Annotated in this window: 1 protein-coding gene; it reads right to left on the reverse strand. The window is 73.0% G+C overall.

The genetic code is table 11. The features are described 5' to 3' along the window. The coding region (locus CS062_RS25360; RefSeq protein ID WP_143742550.1) for an ABC transporter permease at positions 1-470 on the reverse strand (470 nt) is incomplete at both ends.

The following is a 470-nucleotide window of genomic DNA, read 5'->3' on the forward strand; positions in this document are numbered from 1 at the left end:
GGGTTGCCCAGCAGCGAGGCGAGCGTGGCGGTGGCCACCACCTGCACCGCCGCCGTCCGGATGCCGGTCATCACCAGCGGAAGGGCCAGCGGCAGCTCGGCCCGGAACACCACCTGCCGGCCGCTCATGCCCATCGCGCGGGCGGCCTCGACGACGTCCCGGTCGACCTCCCGGAAGCCCACGTAGGTGTTGGCCAGCACCGGCGGGACGGCGAACACCGCCAGCGCGATCACCGGCGCCCAGATGGTGAAGCCGATCGAGGTGACCGCGAAGATCGTCAGGATCGCCAGGGTGGGCACGGCCCGGGAGACGTTGGACAGCCCGAGCAGGAAGGCACCCCCGCGACCCCGGTGGCCCAGCCAGATCGCGGGCGGCAGCGCGACGACCAGCCCGATCAGCATCGCCAGCCCGGCGATCTGCAGGTGCTGCCCGGCGAGGTAGAGGATGCCGCGCGGGCCGGTCCAGTTGAA

This window comes from Roseateles chitinivorans, from assembly GCF_002761755.1.
In the GTDB taxonomy this organism is placed as follows: Bacteria; Pseudomonadota; Gammaproteobacteria; order Burkholderiales; family Burkholderiaceae_C; genus Roseateles; species Roseateles chitinivorans.